Origin of the sequence: Pseudarthrobacter sp. BIM B-2242 (genome assembly GCF_014764445.1) — a bacterium.
Taxonomy (GTDB): Bacteria; Actinomycetota; Actinomycetes; order Actinomycetales; family Micrococcaceae; genus Arthrobacter; species Arthrobacter luteus_A.
In genome coordinates this window covers 3934349-3952334 of sequence record NZ_CP061721.1, presented here as the reverse complement: position 1 = coordinate 3952334, position 17986 = coordinate 3934349, and the positions used below count along the sequence as shown (strand labels likewise).

Below are 17986 nucleotides of genomic sequence, written 5' to 3'. Positions count from 1 at the left end.
AAATGCGGACTATTATGGGCAAATGCCCACGATTCGCGTTTCCGAAGCGGCCCGGTTCCTCGGCGTCAGCGATGACACCATCAGGCGCTGGACGGACAACGGCAGCCTCACCGCCATAAAGGACGACGCCGGCCGCCTGGCAGTGGACGGCTTGGAACTGGCCAGGCACGCGCAGAAGCTCGCCCAGCTTCCCGACGATCCGCACCGCAGCGGCAGTTCCGCGCGCAACCGGTTCGTCGGGCTGGTCACGGGCATCACTGCGGACAAAGTCATGGCGCAAGTGGAGCTTCAGTGCGGCCCGTTCCGGGTGGTTTCACTCATGAGCAGCGAAGCGGTCCGCGACCTCGGCCTGGAACTCGGCTCCGTGGCCACCGCGGTGGTCAAGGCCACCACCGTCATCATCGAAACCCCGCACGGCAAGGGCTCCGCATGAAGCGCGCCGCGGCCGCTGCCCTGGCTGCCCTGGGTCTGGTGCTCGCCGCGTGCGCCCCGGCGGGCCAGGGGGGAACAGCCGGCCAGGGGGGAACGGGCGACGGCGGCGCGGCAAGTCAGCGAAAAACGCTCACCGTGTTCGCGGCCGCCTCCCTCAAGGGAGCCTTTACGGTCCTGGCCGGAAAGTTCGAGGCGGACAACCCGGGAACGAACGTCACCCTCAGCTTCGCCGGCTCGGCGGACCTCGTCACCCAGATCAGCCAAGGTGCCCCGGCCGACGTCTTCGCCTCCGCGGACACCCGGAACATGGACAAGCTGCAGGGGGAGGGGCTGGCGGACGGCGAACCCGGGAACTTTGCCACCAACACCCTGACCGTCGTGGTCCCGCCCGGCAACCCGGCCGGCATCACCGGCTTCAGAGACCTCGCCAAGGCCGGCGTCAAAGTAGTGGCCTGCGCAAGCCAGGTTCCCTGCGGTGCTGCCGCCAACGCCATCGAGCAGGAAACCGGCACCACCCTCCGTCCGGTCAGTGAGGAATCCTCGGTCACCGACGTCCTGGGCAAGGTCACCTCGGGGGAGGCCGATGCCGGGCTCGTCTATGTCACCGACGCTAAAACCGCCGGCGACAAGGCGGAGGAGATCCCGTTCCCGGAGGCAGCCAACGCCGTCAACACGTACCCCATCGCCGCCGTGAAGGGCGCCCGGAACAAACCCGCGGCGGACGCGTTTGTGGAGTTCGTCCGCGGCCCCGAAGGCCAGGCGGCCTTGGCTGCAGCCGGTTTCGGCAAACCGTGAGGCGTGCCATGACGGCCCGCAAAGCGGTTACCTACACCGGCATTCCAGGCTGGATCTACGCCGTCGCGGGAGCCGGGGCGCTGCTCGTGGTGCTTCCGCTGGCGGCCATGGTGGCGAAGGTCAACTGGGCCAACTTCATCCCGCTGGTCACGTCGGAATCCTCGCTGACAGCGCTGGGCCTGAGCCTGCGCACCTCGGCGGCAAGCACCGTGCTGTGCATCGTCCTGGGTGTCCCGCTCGCACTGGTGCTGGCCCGCGGCAGTTTCCCGGGCCAGCGGGTCCTGCGCTCGCTGGTCCTCCTGCCGCTGGTCCTCCCGCCGGTGGTGGGCGGCATCGCGCTGCTGTACACGTTCGGCCGGCAGGGCCTGCTGGGTAAAACGCTGGAGGTGGCCGGCCTTCAAATCGCTTTCTCCACCACAGCCGTGGTGCTCGCCCAGACCTTTGTGGCGCTGCCGTTCCTGGTGGTCAGCCTCGAAGGTGCGCTGCGCATCGCCGGGGCCAAATACGAAGCCGTGGCCGCCACGCTCGGCGCCGGTCCCGGCACCGTCCTTCGCCGGGTGACGCTTCCGCTGGTGCTGCCCGGACTCGCGTCGGGGGCCGTCCTTTCATTCGCGCGCAGCCTCGGCGAATTCGGCGCCACCCTCACGTTCGCGGGCAGCCTGCAGGGGGTGACCCGGACCCTGCCGCTGGAAATCTACCTGCAGCGCGAAACGGACGCCGATGCCGCCGTCGCGCTTTCCCTGGTCCTCGTCGCGGTGGCCGTCGCCGTGGTGGCGCTCGCGTACCGCAGCCCCCGCGCGGGCAGGCCCGTCAGCGCGGAGAGTACGACGCCGGCGCCCGCCACGAGCGGTGCGGTCCGGTGACGTTCCGGGTTCAGGCTGCCGTGGACCAGCGGGGTTTCGACGTGTCCCTCAGCGTCGGACCGGCCGAGACGGTGGCCGTGATGGGAGCCAACGGCGCGGGCAAGTCCACGCTCCTGAACGTCATTGCGGGTCTGCTGCACCCGGACTCAGGCAAGGCGGAGTTGGACGGCAAAAGCCTCTTTGACCTCAGCGCCGGCCGCGGCACGTGGGCCGCGCCGCATCACCGCGGCACCGCCCTCCTGGCCCAGGAGCCCCTGCTGTTCCCGCACCTGAACGTGCTGGACAACGTGGCGTTCGGGCCCCGGAGCGCCGGCTATTCCAAACTCGAAGCCAGGGAAGCAGCGCTGCGGTGGCTGGCTGAGGTGGAGGCGACAGACCTCCAGGCCCGGCGCCCGGCGGAGCTGTCCGGCGGCCAGGCGCAGCGCGTGGCAGTCGCCCGGGCGCTTGCCGCGGACCCCGGGCTCCTGCTGCTGGATGAGCCGATGGCCGCACTGGACATCCACGCCGCGCCGCTGCTCCGGCGCCTGCTCAAACGCGTCTTGGCCGGCCGCCGGGCCATCATCATCACGCACGACGTCCTCGATGCCCTGATGCTGGCCGACCGTGTGGTGATCCTGGAGAACGGCCGGATCAGCGAGGAAGGCCCCACCCGGGAGATCCTGCAGCGGCCGCGCAGCCGGTTCGCCGCCGGGCTCGCCGGGCTCAACTTTCTGGCCGGCGAGGTCACGGAACACGGCCTTCAGGCCGGCGGGCTGAGCCTCTACGGACAGCACCGCGACCTTCCCGGCCCCCTGCCCGCCGGACTGCCTGGGGTGGCGGTCTTCCCGCCGTCGGCCGTTTCCGTTTTCCTGTCCGAAGCGCACGGCAGCCCGCGCAATGCCTTCCCGGTGACCATCACGGACCTGGAGCCGCACGGGGACCAGGTCCGCGTCCGCGGGGGCGAGAGCGGGCAGCTGAGTGCGGACATCACGCCGGAGGCCGCCGCCGATCTGGGGCTCGCGCCAGGGATGCGCGTGTACTTCGTGATCAAGGCCGGTGCCGTGGCCATCTACCCCGCCTAACCACCGACGCTCTCTCACTTAATGCGGGTTTTTGGCAGACGCTCTCTCACTTCCCGCACTCCCGGCAGGGGTAGGCTGGTCAGCGTCGTCCGGACGCGGCGGCGGTATGGGGGGATACAAGATGAAGAAAATTACGACGGCGGCTGCCGCACTCGCGCTCCTGGCCGGCCTCAGCGGCTGCAGCCTGTTCCCGTCGCCGACGCCATTGCCGGACATCGCGCCGGCCAGTCCCGTGTCCGTATTGCCGCCCGAGTGCCCGTTCGTTGCCGAGGTGTACCTGACCCCGGTCCGTATCCCGCTGGGCACTCCCCGCGAGACGATCGGCAGCGTCCTGAACGCCTACAGCGGCTGGCTCAACGCCGGTTCCGAGCTGGTCACGGCGTGGAGTCCAGGCACAGCCGTCCCGGAAAACTGCGTTGAGAGGCTCGCGGCCAGGAACGCGGAGGCGTATTCGGGCACCCTGTTCACCACGCACAGCGACGTGGCCTGGCAGGAATACTTTGCCTCCGTGAAGGTTAGGAACCAGCAGAACCTCGCGGCCGTCCGCCGTGCCGAACCCGAATCAAGCGGGCGCGGGACGTTCGAACTCCTCCAGGAGATAGATTCCAGCGCCACGGACAGCGGGACGTTCCTGAAGTTCGACGCCGTCTACCGCCCCGTGATGGCCGGTCAGGGCAGCTGGGAGGACCTGGACAAGCCGACCCGCTGGTATGTGGAACTGGTCCCGGCGGGGGAGTTCCTGGTCATCAACTACATCGAGACCAAGCCCGCCGCAGGCTACCCGGCGGCCTGACGCCCCTACATCCCCGGCAGTTCGAGGAACTCGTAGACCTGGATGCTGGCGCCGGGCATCATGAGGTGCGGGTGTCCTTCGAGCAGCGACTCGGCGCCTGCGAGGTCCTCGGCCTGCAGGATGCCGTATCCGCCAACATGGTTGCTGCTGCTGACCTCGGAGGCGCCTGTAGCGGTGATTTCCCGGCCTTCTCCCAAAGGGCTGCCCATGTCCACAATGCCGCTTCCGGCACGGTCCGCCCACTCCATCCACGCCTTCATGCCCTCCTGTGCGGCCTCCGGCGAACTCTGCGCCATCTGGGCCTGGGCTGACTGGGGTGCGATGTAAAGAACGGCAAACTTCTTCATGGCAAACCTCCGCTGAAGTGCGCCGGCGGAGCTGTGGTCCCCGGTCACACATCGATCCTAGGTTGATCCAATGGGCGGCGATACAGTGCAAGGACACTACTTCCCAGGCTGCCGCCAGGCGGCCACGGAAGCCGGGTTCGCTGTGGGCAAAAATGCTCCCGGTGTTGCGCGGTTCAAAGTTGAGCGTAGTAGACTCAACTTAGCAAATATGCACTTCCCGGAAGGAGCTCTCTTTGGACGTCAAATTCACCACCAAGAGCCAGGAGGCTCTTTCGGCTGCAGCCATGAACGCCTCCACGGCAGGGAATCCGCAGGTTGAACCGGCCCACCTGCTCAAGGCGCTGATGGACCAGCGGGAAGGTGTGGCCGTCGCACTCCTGCGCGCCACGGGCGCCGACCCGGACGCCGTCAGTGTCCAGGCGAGCAGCGCCATCAAGGCGCTGCCGGCTACATCGGGCGGCTCAACGCAGCAGGCCCAGCTGTCCCGCCCCGCCCTGCAGGCAATCCAGAACGCCAAAAACGAGGCCGAGCGCCTCGGTGATACCTTTGTGTCCACCGAAGTGCTGCTGCTGGGACTCTCCGCCGGAAGTGACGCCGTCGGGAGGTTAATGCGCGACGCCGGCGCCTCCCATGAAGCGCTGCTCGCCGCCCTGCCGGGTGTCCGCGGCGACCGGAAGGTCACCAGCCCGGATCCGGAGAACACGTTCCAGTCCCTGGAGAAGTTCGGCACTGACCTCACTGCGATGGCGCGGTCGGGCAAGCTGGACCCCGTGATCGGACGCGACACCGAGATCCGCCGCATCATCCAGGTCCTGAGCCGCCGCACCAAGAACAACCCGGTGATCATCGGTGAGCCCGGCGTGGGCAAAACGGCCGTGGTGGAAGGCCTGGCCCAACGGATCGTGGCCAATGACGTCCCGGAAAGCCTGCGCGGCAAGACCCTGATCGCCCTGGATCTTGCGTCCATGGTGGCCGGCGCCAAATACCGCGGCGAATTCGAGGAACGCCTGAAGGCTGTCCTGGAGGAGATCAAGAACTCCGAGGGGCAGATCGTCACGTTTATTGACGAGATCCACACGGTGGTGGGTGCCGGCGCCACGGGGGAGTCCTCCATGGACGCGGGCAACATGCTCAAGCCCATGCTGGCCCGCGGCGAACTGCGGCTGATCGGCGCCACCACGCTGGATGAGTACCGCGAGAACATCGAAAAGGACCCTGCCCTGGAGCGCCGGTTCCAGCAGGTGTATGTGGGCGAGCCGAGCGTGGAGGACACCATCGGCATCCTCCGCGGCCTGAAGGAACGCTACGAGGCGCACCACAAGGTGACCATCGCCGACTCGGCGCTGGTGGCCGCCGCGACCCTGTCCAACCGGTACATTTCGGGCCGGCAGCTGCCGGACAAGGCCATCGACCTGGTGGACGAGGCCGCCTCCCGGCTGCGCATGGAGATCGACTCCGCGCCGGAGGAGATCGACCAGCTGCGCCGCGCCGTGGACCGGCTCACCATGGAAGAACTGGCCCTTGAGAACGAGAAGGACGCCGCTTCGGTGGAGCGCCTCGCTGCCCTGCGCGCGGACAAGGCGGACAAGACCGAGGAGCTGGATGCGCTCAATGCCCGGTGGGAAGCCGAGAAGGCCGGCCTGAACCGGGTGGGTGACCTCAAGGCGAAGCTGGATGAACTGCGGTCCGCCTACGATAAGGCCGCGCGTGAGGGCGATCTGGAGACGGCGTCGCGGGTGCTCTACGGTGAAATCCCGGCAGTGGAACGCGAACTGGCTGCCGCCGCAGCCGCCGAAGCAGCGGCAGACAAACCCGCGCAGATGGTGGCTGAGGAAGTGACCGCCGATGACATCGCCGAGGTCATTTCCGCCTGGACCGGCATTCCCGCCGGACGCATGCTCCAGGGCGAGAGCCAGAAACTGCTCCACATGGAGGAGGAGCTCGGCAAGCGCCTGATCGGCCAGTCCAAGGCCGTAACCGCCGTGTCCGACGCCGTCCGCCGTGCCCGGGCCGGCATCAGCGACCCCAACCGACCCACGGGTTCGTTCCTGTTCCTGGGCCCCACCGGCGTGGGTAAAACAGAACTCGCCAAGGCGCTCGCGGACTTCCTGTTCGACGACGAACGCGCCATGGTGCGGATCGATATGTCCGAATACGGCGAGAAGCATTCGGTGGCTCGGCTCGTCGGGGCACCTCCGGGCTACGTCGGCTACGAGGAGGGCGGGCAGCTCACCGAGGCCGTCCGCCGCCGGCCGTACTCGGTGATCCTGCTCGACGAGGTGGAGAAGGCCCACCCGGAAGTCTTCGACATCCTGCTGCAGGTGCTCGACGACGGCCGCCTCACCGACGGCCAGGGCCGCACCGTGGACTTCCGCAACGCCATCCTGGTGCTCACCTCGAACCTGGGCAGCCAGTTCCTGGTGGACCAGACGCTCTCCGCGGAGGCCAAGCGGAACGCCGTCATGGCCACCGTGAACGCGTCCTTCAAGCCGGAGTTCCTGAACCGGCTGGATGAGGTGGTGCTGTTCGACGCCCTGACCGTGGATGAACTGGCGCACATCGTGGAACTGCAGGTGGCCGAGCTCGGAAAGCGGCTGTATGACCGCCGGCTGACCCTGGAAGTGTCCGAGGGCGCCCGCGCCTGGCTGGCCATGTCCGGTTTTGATCCCGCCTATGGTGCGCGGCCGCTCCGCCGGCTGGTGCAGCGTGAGATCGGCGACCGGCTGGCGAAGGCCATCCTCGCCGGCGCGATCACGGACGGCGACACCGTCCGGGTGGATACCGCGGCCGACGTCGACGAACTCACCGTCGAGGGCCTCGAGGCAGCGGCAGGGCCCGACGGCGGGGCTCCCGCCGGCACCGGCCTGGTGGTGAGGCGGAAGGAGTAGGCACTCTCTGCTGCTGTTTAGGGCAGACTGGTGGCGTGAGCGGAATCCGGTGGGTGCTGCATGTCGATCTCGACCAGTTCATCGCGGCGGTCGAGGTGCTCCGGCGGCCGGAACTCGCGGGCAAGCCGATCATTGTGGGCGGCCGGGGTGACCCCACGGAACGGGCGGTGGTGTCCACGGCGTCCTACGAAGCCAGGGCGTTCGGCGTGGGTTCCGGAATGCCGCTACGCATTGCGGCCAGGAAAGTGCCCGACGCCGTGATCCTTCCGGTCGATCATGAGGCGTACCTCGCGGCATCTGAAACAGTGATGGCCACCCTGCGCGAGCAGCCCGGCGCCACGGTGCAGGTGCTGGGTTGGGATGAGGCCTTTGTCGGCATTGAGACGGAGGACCCGGAAGCCTATGCCCGGCAGATGCAGGCCGCTGTCCTGGCACGAACGCAGCTGCATTGCAGCGTGGGCATCGGTGACACTTTGGTCCGGGCCAAGGTGGCCACTGGCTTCGGCAAGCCGGCCGGCGTCTTCCGGCTGACTGCCGGGAACTGGCTTGACGTCATGGGCATCCGGCCTACCAAGGACCTGTGGGGCGTCGGAACCAAAGTGTCGGGCCGGCTGGCCAAGCTCGGCATCAAGACAGTTGCCGAGCTCGCCGCGTCCGACCCCCAGGATCTCGTCCCGAAGTTCGGGCCCAGGATGGGTCCTTGGTATGCGGAGCTCGGGCGCGGGGACGGCGCCAGTGTTGTGGACGACACCCCGTGGGTTGCCCGCGGACATAGCCGGGAGACAACATTCCAGACAGACCTGACCGATCCCGCCCAGGTGGACGACGCCGTCAGGGAGCTGACAGCGCGTGTCCTGGAGGATGTTGTGGCCGAAGGACGGCCCGTGGTTGGGCTGACCCTCAAGGTTCGGTATGCTCCGTTCGTCACCAAGACGCACGCGAGGAAGATTCCCGAGACATTCGACCGGGACGATATCCTTGCGCGGGCCCTGGACCTGGCAGCCGGGATCGAAGCGGGCCGTCCCATCCGGCTCTTGGGCCTGCGCGCCGAAATGGCCATGCCCGACGACGCCCGAAAAGGACATACGCCGACGCGCGGAGGCTGGTGACGGCGTCGCACGTCTGGCTCCAGGGCCGGGAACTAACCGAAAGGCATCATCGCCATGAACGAACCCGCCTGGATCCAGCACGCCATCTGGTGGCAGATCTATCCCCTCGGCTTCGTCGGCGCGGAGAAGACCGCGACAGCGGAACCCGCCCGTGAGCACCGGTTGCTGGACCTTGTCGCGTGGCTCGATTACGCGGTGGAACTGGGGGCGTCAGGGCTGGCCCTCGGCCCCATCTTCGCCTCGGAGACGCACGGCTACGACACCACGGATTACTTCCGGATCGATGCCCGGCTTGGATCCGAACAGGACTTTGACACCCTGGTTGCCGAGGCACACAGACGTGGACTCCGCATACTGCTCGACGGCGTATTCAACCACACCGGGCGTTCTTTTGCCCCGTTCCAGGACGTCCTCGCACGCGGGCAGGAGGCGGACACCGCGTCCTGGTTCTCGCTGGAGTGGCCCGGCGGTGCCGCACACGGCGTCGAACCTGTGTACCGCGACTTCGAAGGTCACCGCCACCTCGTCGCACTCAACCACGACGAGCCGGTCGTTGCCGATTTTGTCGTAGACGTCATGGAGCACTGGCTGCACCGGGGTGCGGACGGCTGGCGGCTCGACGCCGCCTATGCTGTCCCGTCGTCGTTCTGGGCCGCAGTCACGGCGCGCGTTCGGTCATCCCATCCGGACGCGTACTTCGTGGGCGAGTACATCCACGGCGACTATGCGGCGGAGGTCCGGTCCGGCGGACTCGATTCGGCCACGCAATACGAGCTTTGGAAGGCTGTCTGGAGTTCCCTCAACGACGCGAATTTCTTCGAACTCGCTGCCGCATTAGAACGGCACAACGCGCTGTTGGGCTCCTACGCACCGCTCACCTTCATCGGCAACCACGACGTCACCCGCATCGCGAGCAAGCTCACCGATGCTGCGCTGCTGCCGCACGCCGTCGTCGTCCTGCTCACGGTCGGCGGAACGCCGTCCATTTACTACGGCGACGAGCAGGGCTACCGGGGCGTCAAGGAGGACAGGGCCGGGGGCGACGACGACGTGAGGCCGCTTTTCCCCTCTTCCCCCAACCAGCTCTCGACCGTGGGAAGACCCATCTTCGCAATGCACCAGGAGCTCATCGGGGTGCGGCGAAGGAATCCATGGCTGCACCGTGCCACCACGGACGTCCTTCATCTCTCCAACGAGGTGCTGGCATACCGCATCGCGGTTGACGCCGATGCGCTCGTGGTCGCATTGAACCTCTCGCATGACACCCAGCGGGTCAGCGCAGGGGGCGCCACCGCCGTCGTCGCCGGACAGGCGACCATCGACGCCGGTGGCAACGCCGTCCTGGTGCCGCCGCAAGGATGGGCTGTCCTGGGCTAAGGCAGTTGCGATCTGCGCATCAGTCTTTCTTCAACTCTTCGGCGAGCATCACGAGGATTCCGCTGGGCCCGCGGAGGTACGTGAGTTTGTAGACGTCGCCGTAGGTCGCCACCCCGCGTAGCGGATGGCATCCGTGCTTCGCTGCTACCTCCAGGGCCTTGTCGATGTCGTCGACCGAGAAGGCCACACGGTGCATGCCAATGTCGTTGGGACGCGTCGGGTTGGTCTCGTTCGCTTTGGGATGGATGTATTCGAAGAGCTCGATGCGACCATGCCCGTCCGGGGTCTGGAGCATCGCAATGTTGGCGTGGTTACCATCAAGTCCAACGGCGGTATCGGTCCATTCGCCGCTGACTGTGTCACGGCCGATGACCACGAGGCCGAGATCGGTGAAAAAAGCGATTGCTGCTTCAAGATCCCGAACAGCGATACCCACATTCTCAAGTTTGATAGCCATGCCTGAAAGCTACCAAGGCGGACTGATCAGCAATACTTAATTCCATGACCAGCAGGGAGACCGGTAAGAAGGAAGCCCACAAGCCGGCGGACACGGGCAGCGCAGCACATGTCGACGCCGCCACCACGCTGCCGGCGGCCATGACCGGCAGGGCCAGCCCCGCGAAAGCGGCAGTCGGCAACGAGCCGGTCTTCGCGTATATCGCCAGCCTGCCTCAGCCGCAGCGCGGCATCGCAGAGACGGTGGATGCTCTGGCGGCAAGGACGCTGCCTGATCTCCGGCGCTCCGTGAAGTGGGGTATGTCCTACTACGGCGTCGGCGACGGATGGTGCTTCAGCTGCGGCGGTTTTGCCCGCCATGTGAAGCTCATGTTTGTGAATGGTGACGCTCTGGAGCCTGTGCCGCCGGTGACTCCGGTGGGCATGGGCAAGTCAACGCGGGGTGTGGAACTCGAGTCCATTGACGACGTCGACGAACTCCAGATCGTGGCGTGGATGAGACAGGCTACGTCCGTGCCGGGCGTTGGCAAGAAGCGGTGACTAACCTCAGCTGTTGTAGCCGCCACGCGATAATCTCGCCGATGAGCTCGGTCGGGAGCGGGGCACTATGGGGCAGCTGGATAGCGTGCTCGGTGGTTCCGTATGCGGCCAGCTCTCGAGAAATGCGCGATCGCGTCTGACGTCGGATAGAACCCGATATGGCGCTTTGTTCCGGTGAAGAAGAACAACGGCTCAGTGCCGAGTTTGAAGGTCGGCATACGCCAACTGATCGACTCCACAGCTTCAGCGGGCACGGCCGACCGGATCAGTTCGTACACGGTCAGCAGCCGATGCCGCACATCGCCGTCGTACTGGTTGATGTACTCGGTGATTGAATTCGCTGTCACGGTGGTCTCCCCTTTCACCTATCCATAGCCGCTGATTTGCCGGGTTCGCGAGGCGCCTCGTTCTCCCTCGCCTTCGACAGCGTGAATATCCCATAGCGCATTGCACCGGTGCGGTAGGCGAGGATCAGGCGGGGGATGCTCAGAACGAAGATGCGATTGCGTGCGCCAAGGGCGAGACGACGGGTTTCGCGATCGGCAAGCAAAGCCTTCACAAGCCCACGGGCGCAGATCGTCCATGTGCGCGCGACGCGGTGGCTGACATCCTCATAGCCATCGATGGCAAAGCCCGCTGCCATAGCCATCGCCTCATACTCCTCGCGCGTGCCCATCGACGGCAGGCGCCCCTCGCGGCAGATCGGCTCGAGCAGATGGCGAACCTTCCAACCGCTCGCATTAGTCTCGGCGAGCCATGCGCAGACAACGAAGCGGCCACCGGGCGACAGCACGCGATGGGCCTCGGAGAAGAACTTGGGCTTGTCGACCATGTGCTCGCTCGACTCGATCGCCCATGCCGCATCGGCCGAGGCATCGGTCAGTCCGTTGACCAGCCAGTCGCGGAGATGGACGTCCACGCCGGGTACGGGATGCGCGGCGGCGTAGCGGGCCTGCTCAGAGGAAAGCGTCAACCCGGTAACGCGAACCCCGTGTGCCACCGCGAGCCGCCTCGCGGTGGAGCCATAGCCGCAGCCGATGTCGACGCACGCCTCTCCGGGCACAAGGCGCAGCCGATCGCCGACCGTGTCGACGAGCGCCTCGACGGCGTCGGCGGGGGTCTCGCGACCCGTCGACCATAGCCCGTGATGGACATGCTCACCCCACACACGACGATAAATCGGATCGAGCTCGTCGTAGTGATCCGCCACCGCCGCAGCGTTCTGGGAAATGTTAGGGACGATCACGCCATCACATTACAACGCGCTGCGTACAGTCCGGCGAACGCGAAGGGAACGCCACGCTTAGGCCAGCGGTTCGCCAGCCCGCCATCTTCAACTGGATTCCTTGCGCGGTTCGCGTCAACGGCATATTAGGGTGTGGGAATGGAGTGCCGGATCAACGACGTCCTGGTCCACTACGTCGAGCATGGGGCCGGCGTGCCGCTCGTTGCCTTGCACGGCGCCGGTGTTGATCATCGCGAGATCGAGGCGGCGATCGAGGCCATCGTTCCCGACACACGATACAGGCGGATCTATCCTGATCTGCCGGGGATGGGCCTTTCGACAGCCGGCGGCTTGAACTGCAACGACGATGTGGTGACGCTGCTCGGCGATTTCATAGATCATCTGGATGCGGGACCGGTGATGCTGCTCGGGCACTCGTACGGAGCCTATCTGGCTCGTGGAGTGGCTGCGCAGCGGCCAGACATCGTGCTCGGCCTGGCTTTGTTGTGCCCCCTTGCCGGGCAGGCGCGAAGCGTGCCTGACCTCGACGTGGTCCGCCAGGACGCCGATGCGTACGACGAACTCGAACCTGCACAGCGGACGGGGTTCGATGACTACTTCGTCTTGCGCACACGGGTCACAGCTCGCAGGTACCGTGACTGCGTTGCGCCGGGTACGGCACTTGTGGACGAGGCTGCGCTGGGACGTATCTTCGCCGGGTGGACGGTCGACGTCGGGTCGACCGTCTTCTCTGCGCCGACCTTGGTCGTGGCGGGACGACGCGATTCGGTCGTCGGGTATGCCGACGCGGCCGAATTGCTCGAACACTACCCGCACGCGACTCTGGCTGTCATCGATGACGCCGGCCATGCGCTCATGCACGAACGGCCCGAACTACTCGCCGCGTTGTTCGGCGACTGGCTCGATCGCGGTCGACCAGAAGACGAGTGACCGACCTCCGGCAATTCGTCAGGGCTCGACTGACAAGGGATTCCACTTTGACCGGCACCCAGCTGCATTCGAGCACTTCCGCTCCGGGCCGGCAATGTCCGCTGCTGAGTCACCGGCGGTATTCTGGTGTGAACAAAGTTTGGTTTTACCGTTCCAGCTGTTCGGGGTCAAAGGAGATGCAGCGATGGCGGAACGTCAGACGCTGACTGTTCCCGATCTTGTTGGGCAGCCTGTGCATATTGCACAAGAGATGGCGTCAGACATTGGGTTTGGTCTTGCAACCGGGGACCCGGACGGGCCAGGGCTCCGTTCGCGCACGTGGCCGGGGCTGTTCTGGGTGACGTCCCAAGATCCTTCCGCTGGGTCAGTCCTTGAGCGGGGGAGCCAAATTCGGATTACTTTCGTTCAGGACGGTCAAGCCCGAAGCGACGTGCCGGAGCACAAGAGCGGGCCGACTCCCTCACTTGAGAGCCATGCGGAGGCTGGGAAGGACGAGTGAAGACAGTCGAGTGAACTTGTAAGTAACTGGCCTATCCACGCAACCTCCTCCGGTTGTCGCGGCATGTGTCGTCCTTCTGGGGCCAGCCTGTTTTGCCGAGTTGGGGATGTGCGGTCAGCCTTTCGGCGATGTGCCCGCCGCATTTGCTGCCTGTTCGTGCGTCGCTAATTAGTGCGGGCATCCTCGTGGCAATGCTCGCGACTGTCATTATCGGACTATTGCTTCGGCCATCCCGGGCAAGCACCTGGCTGGGAGGCATGTACCGAAGCGTCGTCCTCGCGGTTCCTGTAATCCTGGTCCTGACAGTCGTCCCGCACTTCCTGATACCGCAGCCCTGAGTCGATCCTGCGCAGCGCGGCTTGCTATAGGCTGCCGGACACGGTTCCTCTGGACAACGCGCTGGCGGAGGATCACCCTTGGAGTAACCGCACCGATTGCGCATCGCGCTGACCTCGGTCGGCCGCGTGCCGCCGGTGTCGGGCACCCATGAGATGTCGACTCCGTCGGGTCCGCTTCAAATGGCTCCGACGACGGAAGGACCGACGATATGACGAACAGCAACGCGTACGATCATCGCAGGCGACCATCGCGGACGTCGAGGAACGGTCCACGCCGACGGTGGGCGCTCTGCTTGATCCCGGCACTGACCGCCGCACTCGTTTTACCGGGAGTCTCGAGCGCCGGAGCCTCGAACGCACGGAACGCGGCGCCGGCGAACACGGACGTCCTCATCGAGTGGAACACCATCGCCCAAGACCACGTAACCCCACTGCGTCCCACGGCTCACGGCCAGCTCCGCGGCATGGCGATGGTTCAGGGCGCGGTGTACGACGCAGTGAACGCCATCGACCGCGGATACCAGCCGTATCTGCTCGACGGCGACTCGGTCGGCGTCGGGCCGGAGGCATCGTTAGATGCGGCGATCTCGACCGCCGCACACCACGTGCTCGTCACTCTGGTCCCGCCGACCCAAGTGGCTGGCCTCGACGCTGCGTACGAAGCAACGCTCGCGGACGTCACCGACGGCCCGAACAAGGGCGAAGGAATCGCCGCCGGTGAGTCCGCCGCGGCGGCGATGATCCTCGCGCGCACCGATGACGGGTTCATGGCCCCGTTCCAGTTCGACATCGGACCCGATCCCGGCGATTGGCGGCCCGTCGCGCCCGGTGCGCTCGATCCGGACGCCTGGGTGGCCAATCTCCAACCATTCATCATGGAGAATCCCGACCAATTCCGCTCGGAGGGTCCTAACCCGCTGAGGAGTGCCGAGTACACAGCGGACTTCAACGAGGTCAAGGAGATCGGTGCTCTCGTCAGTACCACTCGAACCGACGACCAGACCACCGCGGCCATCTTCTGGCAAGCACCGCCGGTGGCACTCTGGAACGGCGTGTTCCGCAGCCTCGCCGTGGAGCACGGACTCGACCTGGCCGACGCGGCTCGGCTCTTCGCGATGACCAACCTCGCCGCCGCTGATGGCGCGGTCGCTTGCTGGAACGACAAGTCCTACTGGAACTTCTGGCGTCCGATGGCGGCGATCCGCGAAGCCGACACCGACGGCAATCCGGAGACGGAAGCCGATCCGACATGGAAACCGCTCTTCGATCCATCGACAGCAACCGTCCCGCCGCTCGGCACTCCGCCGTTCTCCGACCACCCGTCCGGTCACGGATGCGTCAGCGGCGCCGCTCTCTACGCGGCGCAGGAGTTCTTCGGCATGGACGAGGTCGCCTTCGACGTGAACTCCGGTCGCTTCCCGGGCGAGCCACGACACTTCGACGGATTCTCCGCGGCGATACAGGAGATCGTTGATGCTCGCGTCTGGGGCGGCATTCACTTCCGCACCGCCGACGTACAGGGCGCCGAGATCGGCAACGAGGTGGCGTTGTGGCTCAGCAGTCACTACTTCCAGCCGGCGCCATGTAAGTAACAGGGTCCTGCGACTGCTCGAGCAATTCCCCCAATCGAAGTGGTTCATTTTGTGGTCAGAGGGTGACGCCCTGCCGTAAGTTGGCCCGGGGCATCGGTTGGGTTCCAAGCGTGGGGCACAGTCATTTTCGACCAGCCCCTCCACCGCTCAGAATGTTCAAAGGGTCCAGCACCGTCATCCCACCAGTGGGGCAGTTGATTGCGAAGAAGTCTGCGGCCCACCCAAGCATGGAGGTATCAGCATATGAAGCACTTTCTGCTGAGCATTCAGCAACCCGATGGTGGTGAGGCGCCGCCGGAGATTCTGGAACCCATCATGCGGAACGTGGACGCCTTCAACAGCGAGCTCAAGGCCGCGGGTGCATGGGTCTTCGCCGGAGGCTTGGACCAACCTGTCGCGGCAGTGGTGACCCGCGTTAGCGGCGGCGACGTGATCACTTCGGCTGGCCCTTACCTTCAGGGCGAGGAGCATCTCGGCGGGCTCTCCATCATCCTGGCCCCGGATCTGGATTCCGCTCTGGAATGGGGGAAGAAGCTGGCTGGTGCGACGATGCTCCCGGTGGAGATCCGGGAATTCCAAGGAGATCCGGGAGATCACCAAGCCACTTGAACGACGTGTCCGAATTGACCCGGTAATCGCTGCGGGAGCCTTGCGCCCTGCCACCTTCCAAGGCGGGGTGGTTGGACGTAGCAGTGACTGCGTTGGTGGTGGGCCGCGGCGGCTTCGGCCGTTCCGGACCGGCATCGATGCCTGTTCCCACGCTGGACATGGCAATGGTACGGATAGTGTTCACGAGAAAATCCAGGTACTCGCCACCCCAAATTCAGGTCGGATACTCAAAGGTCCGGTCACTGGCGGAGCCCTCTACGGGACACGCGGCTCAGTCGTCGCTCGAAGGCCGGGATTCAAGATCTAGCGGGGCCACGGCCCGTTCTTCTTGGGAGGATATGAAGATGGTCGTTCTGGCAATTGCCGCGTGTCTTATTGGGAGGATATGAAGATGGTCGTTCTGGCAATTGCCGCTTGCGATTTGACCGCCTCATTGCATAGCCCTTCTTGCTCATGGAACGGGCAAAGACCAGAACGGGAACCTCTACCGGACGCCACTCGGAGTGCTTCCTTCATCTGGGATGAGGTGAGATGCCCGGTGTGGACCCGACCGGGGCCATATGGGTGAGACCAGCATCAAGGAGCTACAGCACTTGTTTCTGGAGCCGGGCATCAATTCTGGCGCACGCCGCACCGTAAGCGGTGCCGGCCAGACAGACTAGCAGCACTCCGATGCCGACCCCGCCAAGTTCTCTGCCGAAGGCAAGCCAAGTGCTGATACCAAGCAGTAGCAACACAAACCACAGGACCGCATGCAATACGAATCCTAGGATTCTGGCTCGGAGCAAATATCGAATGGAGAGTAGGGCGAGCACCGCGACGACGAGTACGAACAGTCCGCTCAATGCCAGCCCGCGTTGGCCAAGGTCATTGTCGACCACCAGACCCCGCGATTCGTACTGGGCGATATTCGAAAAAACCATGTGCGCTTGGATCCCGAAGAGCGTGAAGAACCCAAGAAGAATCGCAAGGTTAAGTCCCTGCGCGAGTCGGCGCCATTTCCTCAAGACCCACTCCAGGAGCGGAAGACATTCGAAAACCTTGAATCCATACCGTCAGTATGCGTGACGGACTCCGTGAGCAGAGACAGACGCGGCTCTGAATCAATGCGACAAAGGGCCGCCTTTCGCAGCACTAATTGTCACCCAGGCTGCGCGATCAGCGATCCCCCGCCGGCCCAGCACTGTGACGATGTCCGCAAGGTCGGAAGTACTACGGCCTAGCCTGGTCAGGTCCGCGACCAACAGCACGTTGCCCGGCTGTAGGTAATCCAAGCAGTCCTTCCATCGTGCCCTTGCCTGGGTAGCCCCGGACGCGTACTCCTGAAAGACGCGGACTGCTCCGGCCGCTACCAAGGCGTCTACCTGCGAATCGAGCGATTGACCACGAGTACTGACCCTCGCATAGCCGACTATGTTCCTAGGCACGTCAAAAACCCTCTCATCACCCTTTTGACCGACTTTCTTTTCGGCAACCAGTTTTGACTAAGAGTAGGAGTGCTTTTTCGACTTTTTTCGGAGGTGTCATTTTCAGAAGTCGCCTGCACTGAATGTCAGAAGTCGTCTGCACTGCGACTGTGTGTACGTAGGCGGGAACCTTTTAAGGTACGTTCTTCCCAGTTTGCTGCTCGACTATCCAAACTTGGACAAGATAGCTCTCCACGGCTTCTGTGGCTACCAGATCTCTCATGCGGCTCCGACCATTCGCCTGAATCCGAAACCTGTAGACCGAGGGTTCCTCGATGGTGCCGATGTTGAGCACATCACCCATCGTTGGACCATAAAGATTCACCGTGCCCAGGGGCAGCTCAAAATCGAAGTCTTCCCAAGCCTCTTCCCATTCAACCGTAGTGTCCTCTGCTGGCTCAGCCGGCAAGACTTCAATCTGTACTTCGACGGGCCCCCTGTTGACGCCGGTCTCAAAGAGGATCTCGTTAAATTCCCGTCCCTCATCATGGCCACGGGCTGCCATGGCCTCGGCCAGCGTTCTGGGCGGCGGCACAACATCCAGAACCACCGAACCTTCAGCGGCGTATACAACTCCAGTTGTAGATATGAGCATGACCCGATCCTAAGTCCCGAAAAGGGCGGCTTACTCTAATCGGGATTCTC

Annotated in this window: 20 protein-coding genes; 13 read left to right on the top strand and 7 right to left on the bottom strand. The window is 64.9% G+C overall.

Annotation, left to right across the window (positions count from 1 at the left end; translation table 11 throughout):
• The first annotated feature begins 22 nt into the window (after positions 1-22).
• From IDT60_RS18275 to IDT60_RS18255, 5 genes are all read left to right on the top strand, one after another.
• A complete protein-coding gene (locus IDT60_RS18275) occupies positions 23-433 on the top strand; it encodes a molybdopterin-binding protein (RefSeq protein ID WP_164204460.1) in 411 nt (136 codons plus the stop codon).
• On the top strand, positions 430-1227 hold the full coding sequence (gene modA / locus IDT60_RS18270) for a molybdate ABC transporter substrate-binding protein (RefSeq protein WP_191080137.1): 798 nt from the start codon (positions 430-432) through the stop codon (positions 1225-1227). The genes IDT60_RS18275 and modA overlap by 4 nt, the downstream gene beginning before the upstream one ends.
• 8 nt (positions 1228-1235) lie before the next feature.
• A complete protein-coding gene (locus IDT60_RS18265) occupies positions 1236-2090 on the top strand; it encodes an ABC transporter permease (RefSeq protein WP_191080136.1) in 855 nt (284 codons plus the stop codon).
• Positions 2087-3151, top strand: a complete 1065-nt coding sequence (locus IDT60_RS18260) for a sulfate/molybdate ABC transporter ATP-binding protein (protein WP_191080135.1) — start codon at positions 2087-2089, stop codon at positions 3149-3151. Before IDT60_RS18265 ends, IDT60_RS18260 begins: the two co-directional genes overlap by 4 nt.
• A 121-nt stretch (positions 3152-3272) precedes the next feature.
• Positions 3273-3944, top strand: a complete 672-nt coding sequence (locus IDT60_RS18255; RefSeq protein WP_191080134.1) for a hypothetical protein — start codon at positions 3273-3275, stop codon at positions 3942-3944.
• 5 nt (positions 3945-3949) lie between these two features.
• On the opposite strand, the gene IDT60_RS18250 is transcribed toward IDT60_RS18255, so the two are convergent.
• Positions 3950-4291: a hypothetical protein gene (locus IDT60_RS18250; RefSeq protein WP_164204470.1), complete on the bottom strand. Its 342-nt coding sequence runs from the start codon at positions 4289-4291 to the stop codon at positions 3950-3952.
• 233 nt (positions 4292-4524) lie between these two features.
• On the opposite strand from IDT60_RS18250, the gene clpB reads away from it, so the two are divergent.
• The 3 genes from clpB to IDT60_RS18235 are packed head-to-tail and all read left to right on the top strand — an operon-like array spanning position 4525 to position 9665.
• Positions 4525-7179 carry an ATP-dependent chaperone ClpB gene (clpB, locus tag IDT60_RS18245; protein ID WP_191080133.1) on the top strand — a complete coding sequence of 885 codons (2655 nt, stop codon included), beginning with the start codon at positions 4525-4527 and terminating at the stop codon, positions 7177-7179.
• Between the two features lie 53 nt (positions 7180-7232).
• Positions 7233-8288 (top strand): DNA polymerase IV, encoded by a 1056-nt coding sequence (locus IDT60_RS18240; protein ID WP_191082014.1) that lies wholly within the window; start codon positions 7233-7235, stop codon positions 8286-8288.
• A gap of 54 nt (positions 8289-8342) precedes the next feature.
• Positions 8343-9665: an alpha-amylase family glycosyl hydrolase gene (locus IDT60_RS18235; protein WP_191080132.1), complete on the top strand. Its 1323-nt coding sequence runs from the start codon at positions 8343-8345 to the stop codon at positions 9663-9665.
• Positions 9666-9684: 19 nt separating this feature from the next.
• Here the strand turns inward: IDT60_RS18235 and IDT60_RS18230 are convergent, their stop codons facing one another.
• On the bottom strand, positions 9685-10122 hold the full coding sequence (locus IDT60_RS18230) for a VOC family protein (protein WP_191080131.1): 438 nt from the start codon (positions 10120-10122) through the stop codon (positions 9685-9687).
• Positions 10123-10166: 44 nt separating this feature from the next.
• On the opposite strand from IDT60_RS18230, the gene IDT60_RS18225 reads away from it, so the two are divergent.
• Positions 10167-10661 (top strand): DUF1801 domain-containing protein, encoded by a 495-nt coding sequence (locus IDT60_RS18225; protein ID WP_191080130.1) that lies wholly within the window; start codon positions 10167-10169, stop codon positions 10659-10661.
• A gap of 65 nt (positions 10662-10726) precedes the next feature.
• Here the strand turns inward: IDT60_RS18225 and IDT60_RS18220 are convergent, their stop codons facing one another.
• Positions 10727-11008 carry an iron chaperone gene (locus IDT60_RS18220; RefSeq protein WP_223883798.1) on the bottom strand — a complete coding sequence of 94 codons (282 nt, stop codon included), beginning with the start codon at positions 11006-11008 and terminating at the stop codon, positions 10727-10729.
• 14 nt (positions 11009-11022) lie between these two features.
• Entirely contained in the window at positions 11023-11907 is an 885-nt protein-coding gene (locus IDT60_RS18215; RefSeq protein ID WP_191080129.1) for a class I SAM-dependent methyltransferase, read from the bottom strand.
• A 138-nt stretch (positions 11908-12045) separates the two neighbouring features.
• Here IDT60_RS18215 and IDT60_RS18210 point away from each other — a divergent pair, with 138 nt between their 5' ends.
• The 4 genes from IDT60_RS18210 (at position 12046) to IDT60_RS18195 (ending at position 15875) form a co-directional block, all read left to right on the top strand.
• On the top strand, positions 12046-12837 hold the full coding sequence (locus IDT60_RS18210) for an alpha/beta fold hydrolase (RefSeq protein ID WP_191080128.1): 792 nt from the start codon (positions 12046-12048) through the stop codon (positions 12835-12837).
• Positions 12743-13336, top strand: coding sequence for a PASTA domain-containing protein (locus IDT60_RS23600; protein WP_370590703.1), 594 nt, complete (start codon positions 12743-12745; stop codon positions 13334-13336). Before IDT60_RS18210 ends, IDT60_RS23600 begins: the two co-directional genes overlap by 95 nt.
• 631 nt (positions 13337-13967) lie before the next feature.
• Entirely contained in the window at positions 13968-15266 is a 1299-nt protein-coding gene (locus IDT60_RS18200; RefSeq protein ID WP_191080127.1) for a vanadium-dependent haloperoxidase, read from the top strand.
• 243 nt (positions 15267-15509) lie between these two features.
• Positions 15510-15875: a YciI family protein gene (locus tag IDT60_RS18195; RefSeq protein WP_191080126.1), complete on the top strand. Its 366-nt coding sequence runs from the start codon at positions 15510-15512 to the stop codon at positions 15873-15875.
• Between the two features lie 584 nt (positions 15876-16459).
• On the opposite strand, the gene IDT60_RS18190 is transcribed toward IDT60_RS18195, so the two are convergent.
• From IDT60_RS18190 to IDT60_RS18180, 3 genes are all read right to left on the bottom strand, one after another.
• On the bottom strand, positions 16460-16882 hold the full coding sequence (locus IDT60_RS18190; protein ID WP_191080125.1) for a hypothetical protein: 423 nt from the start codon (positions 16880-16882) through the stop codon (positions 16460-16462).
• Positions 16883-16978: 96 nt separating this feature from the next.
• Positions 16979-17302 (bottom strand): recombinase family protein, encoded by a 324-nt coding sequence (locus tag IDT60_RS18185; RefSeq protein ID WP_223883797.1) that lies wholly within the window; start codon positions 17300-17302, stop codon positions 16979-16981.
• Positions 17303-17474: 172 nt separating this feature from the next.
• A complete protein-coding gene (locus tag IDT60_RS18180; RefSeq protein ID WP_191080124.1) occupies positions 17475-17936 on the bottom strand; it encodes a hypothetical protein in 462 nt (153 codons plus the stop codon).
• Positions 17937-17986 lie beyond the last annotated feature (50 nt).